Source organism: Achromobacter sp. UBA5777 (genome assembly GCF_002418565.1).
GTDB classification, from domain to species: Bacteria; Pseudomonadota; Gammaproteobacteria; order Burkholderiales; family Burkholderiaceae_B; genus Achromobacter; species Achromobacter animicus.
Genome location: NZ_DIEJ01000020.1, coordinates 1 through 3,600 on the forward strand (window position 1 = coordinate 1; position 3,600 = coordinate 3,600).

Annotated in this window: 6 protein-coding genes; all 6 read right to left on the reverse strand. The window is 66.4% G+C overall.

All coding sequences use genetic code 11. The features are described 5' to 3' along the window. Window positions 1-976: RNA polymerase sigma factor (locus tag B3446_RS00960; protein ID WP_291376695.1), on the reverse strand; the 976-nt coding region annotated here is incomplete at its 3' end. Further along, window positions 973-1,380: a VOC family protein gene (locus B3446_RS00965; protein ID WP_291376697.1), complete on the reverse strand. Its 408-nt coding sequence runs from the start codon at window positions 1,378-1,380 to the stop codon at window positions 973-975. The genes B3446_RS00960 and B3446_RS00965, both read right to left, overlap by 4 nt. A gap of 41 nt (window positions 1,381-1,421) precedes the next feature. Continuing rightward, a complete protein-coding gene (locus tag B3446_RS00970) occupies window positions 1,422-1,835 on the reverse strand; it encodes a YciI family protein (RefSeq protein WP_291376699.1) in 414 nt (137 codons plus the stop codon). Between the two features lie 439 nt (window positions 1,836-2,274). After that, complete coding sequence (locus tag B3446_RS00975) at window positions 2,275-2,628, reverse strand: YciI family protein (protein ID WP_056570518.1); 354 nt, start codon at window positions 2,626-2,628, stop codon at window positions 2,275-2,277. A gap of 101 nt (window positions 2,629-2,729) precedes the next feature. After that, window positions 2,730-2,921 carry a helix-turn-helix transcriptional regulator gene (locus tag B3446_RS00980; RefSeq protein ID WP_291376702.1) on the reverse strand — a complete coding sequence of 64 codons (192 nt, stop codon included), beginning with the start codon at window positions 2,919-2,921 and terminating at the stop codon, window positions 2,730-2,732. Continuing rightward, the gene (locus B3446_RS00985) at window positions 2,918-3,304 is read right to left on the reverse strand and encodes a hypothetical protein (RefSeq protein WP_291376704.1); all 387 of its coding nucleotides are present in this window, start codon (window positions 3,302-3,304) and stop codon (window positions 2,918-2,920) included. Before B3446_RS00985 ends, B3446_RS00980 begins: the two co-directional genes overlap by 4 nt. Window positions 3,305-3,600 lie beyond the last annotated feature (296 nt).

The window sequence follows — 3,600 nt, forward strand, 5'->3', positions numbered from 1 at the left end:
TCCGCATCCAGTCGGTTTCCCCGGCCGTACGGGCCCGCGCGTGACAGGCAGCCAAGCCGGCCTGCAGCGCATAGGGCCCACGCGCGCCGCCCAGCGCATCGGCCCGGTCCAGCGCCGCCAGCCCGCGCCGGATCAAGAGCGGATCCCAGCGGCGGCGGTCCTGTTCCATCAGCAGCACCGGCCGGCCCTGGCCATCGGTGCGCGCATGCAGGCGCGACGCCTGCAGTTCCATCAGCGCGACCAGACCATGCGCCTCGGCCTCCGACGGCGTCAGTTCCGCCAGAATGCGGCCCAGGCGCAGCGCTTCGTCGCACAGGCCCGGGCGCATCCAGTCATCGCCCAAGGTCGCGGAATAGCCTTCGTTGAAGATCAGATAGATGACTTCCAGCACCGAGGCCAGACGCGGCGCGCGGTCGGCGGCCGAGGGCACCTCGAACGGTACGTTGGCCGCGGACAGGGCGCGTTTAGCGCGTACGATGCGCTGCGCGATGGTCGATTCCGACGCCAGGAACGCGCGCGCGATCTCGGCCGTCGTCAGCCCGCCCAAGAGGCGCAGCGTCAGCGCCACGCGGGCCTCGGTGGACAGCAGCGGATGGCAGGCGGTGAAGACCAGCCGCAGCAGATCGTCGCCGATGTCGTCTTGGCGCGCCGCATCCAGCGCGTCGACGAAGTCGGGCTCCACGTCGGCCTGCAAGGCTTCCAGCTCGTGGCCGATCTGCTCGTGCTTGCGGGTGTGCAGCGCATCCAGCCGCAGCCGGTCGCGCGCACGGTTCTTTGCGGTGGTCATGAGCCATGCTCCGGGATTGTCCGGCACGCCCGTCTGGGGCCAGCGCTCCAACGCCGCAACCAGCGCATCCTGGGCCAGCTCTTCGGCCAGCCCCACGTCGCGCACCAGACGCGCCACCCCCGCGATGACGCTGGCGGCCTCGATCCGCCAGACCGTCTCGATGGCGCGATGCGTAGCCGCCTGCGTCATGCGCCGGTCGCTTCGCCGGGAACCATGTAGGCGAACTCCCAGACGTGCCCATCCAGGTCCTCGAACCCGTGTGCGTACATGAAGCCGTGGTCCTGCGGCGCGCGCGGCGCCGTGCCGCCCGCGGCGACGGCCCGGGCCACCAGGTCGTCGATCTCGGCCCGGCTTTCGCAGGACAGGCAGACCAGCACTTCCGTGGTCTGCGTGGCGTCCGCCACCGGCTTGCCGGTAAAGCTCTGGAAAAAGTCCTTCACCAGCAGCATCACGTAAAGGTTGTCGCCGACGACCATGCAGGCGCCCTGGTCGTTGGTGAAGTCGGGGTTGAAGCGGTAGCCCAGTTTCTTGAAGAATGCCTGGGACTTCTGCATGTCGTTGATGGGCAGGTTGACGAAGATCTGCTTGTGCATGGCGTGTCTCGCTTGAGGGTTCAGGGTGGGACGCAGGGGGATCAGACGTTCGGCGTCGGCATCTGGCGGAAGTGCTCGACTTCCTTGCTGGGCTCGAAGTCGTCCAGCTCGAATACCTGGCGCACCTCGATCTCGCAGTCCTGCCCGGGGAAGGGGGGCGGAAAGCGCATCGCCCATTGCATTGCCTCTTCGCGAGAGCGCACCTGGATCATCGTGTAGCCGGCGATCAGCTCCTTGGTTTCGGCAAACGGCCCGTCAAGCAGCTTGCGTTCGCCGTTGCCGTCGTACCGCACGCGCCAACCTTTGGACGTCGGGTGCAGGCCGTTGGCGTCCAGCAACACGCCGGCCTTGACCAGGGCTTCGTGATAGGTCGCCATCGAGGCAAGCAGGCTGTCGTCCGGCATCTTGCCGGCTTCGCTGTCGGGCGTGGCCCGGACGATGATCATGAATCGCATCTGAGGTCTCCAGAGGAGGGATCGCAAGGCCGAAAGGGGCTCTTGTACAGGTACGACGAACGGCGCGGCGGTGGATCGACAACAACAATGCGTGCCTAGGGTAAATACTGAGTCAGCCCGGTGTGTCGGGCTCCTAGCACCCGGTTACGAAGGTCCAGGCCTTGTTGCAGGCGTGTCCCATACACTCGCAGCGTCTTTTACCACCCTGAAGCAACACCATGAAAATTCTGTGCAGTCTTGCCCTTATCGTCTCCGTCTTGTCCGGCTGTGCCGTGTACACGCCGCAAGGCTCCGTAGTCGTCGATCCGCATGACGGCGGCGGCCGGGGCGGCTTCTGTCCGCCTGGACAGGCCAAGAAGGGCAATTGCTGATGTGGCGGCGGCCGGCCGGGAAAGCAGGTCCGGTCTGGCCCCGCGCATTTGCGCAGGCCGTCACTCGCCTACATGAAGCAGGGCCCCAACTCCCGGACTTCAACCGTGGCCCACTGCGCAGCCGGACATTCGGCGGCCAGCGCCAACGCCTCTTCGCGTGACTCGCAGGTCAGCAGGAAAAAGCCGCCGATCATTTCCTTGGCCTCGGCGTATGGGCCGTCCATCAGTTGGCGTTCCCCGTCGCGCACGCGCAGGCGCACGCTTTCGGCATCGGACTTGAGGGATTCGGCGCGCGTGAGCAGGCCGCGCGACTGAAGAGATTCGGCGTAGCGCACCATCTGCGCATAGGCCTCGCGCCCTTCCTCGGGCGTGCGCTGGGCGCGCTGGCCCACCGGTTCAACGATCAGCAGCATGTACGGCATGGGGACTCCCGTTGCGGACTGCGGACTGCGGTCGCCGCGAGCGGCGGGTCCGCTAGGTTAACGCCGATCCCGGCGTCCCCGCCATGCCGGAAAAAAGCGCCTCAATCTTCCTGGAAGATCGATTCGATGGTCGTTTCAAACACGCGGGCGATGGCGAAAGCGAGCGGCAGGCTCGGATCGTAGCGGCCGGTCTCGATGGCGTTGACGGTCTGGCGCGAGACGTCCAGCCGTTCGGCCAACGCGGCCTGGCTCCAGCCGCGTTCGGCGCGCAGTTCGCGGATGCAGTTTTTCATCGATGGCGCAGCGTGTCGACGATCGTGGTGAACGCCCAGACACCGCCCATCAGCGGCCAGACCACGAACATGCTCAGTTTGGGAAAGCCGGCGATTTCCAGGAAGCCATACGTGAACGTGACCCCGGCGGTGACGGCGGCGGCAATGGCCAGGTGTTCCAGCGTGGTCTTGCGGATGAATTCGTCGGACTGGCGCACGGCGCGCACGACGGCTCGCAGCGCCAGCAGAAACGCCAGCATGGGCGTGAGCAGCACGACGGTGCGCAGCGCGCCGGGCTGCATGTCGAGGCTGAGCCACAGCGCGCCGGCCAGAAGCACGGCATACAGCGCCATCGAGAAGCCCAGTTCCTTGAAATAGCGGCGCTTGGCCTGGTGTTGATTCATGGGAATGCCCTTATTGATGTAAAGCGTGCTTGACATTCTGGCGGCCGTGCGGCGGTATGTCAAGCGTCCTTTACATTCGGAATGCGCGGTAAACGGGCGATAAAAAACCGGCTTGCGCCGGTTTCTTGAAGGGAAGGAATCGCGGATCAGGATTGCGCCGGCGTGGCGGGCGCGGGCGCCGTCATGGCGTTCGCAGGCGCTTTGGCGCCCGGTGTGGCCGCCTTCGCCGTGGACGGGGTTGCCGCCGGCTTGGACGGTTCGGCCACGGGGGCCGCCGCTTGCGGCGAAGTGGCCGG

Bases quoted from the DNA above. Each gene is read 5' to 3' on its own strand.
- B3446_RS00980 (WP_291376702.1), bottom strand. From the start codon at position 2,921: ATGAAAAACTGCATCCGCGAACTGCGCGCCGAACGCGGCTGGAGCCAG.
- B3446_RS00965 (WP_291376697.1), bottom strand. From the start codon at position 1,380: ATGCACAAGCAGATCTTCGTCAACCTGCCCATCAACGACATGCAGAAG.
- B3446_RS00970 (WP_291376699.1), bottom strand. From the start codon at position 1,835: ATGCGATTCATGATCATCGTCCGGGCCACGCCCGACAGCGAAGCCGGC.
- B3446_RS00975 (WP_056570518.1), bottom strand. From the start codon at position 2,628: ATGCCGTACATGCTGCTGATCGTTGAACCGGTGGGCCAGCGCGCCCAG.
- B3446_RS00985 (WP_291376704.1), bottom strand. From the start codon at position 3,304: ATGAATCAACACCAGGCCAAGCGCCGCTATTTCAAGGAACTGGGCTTC.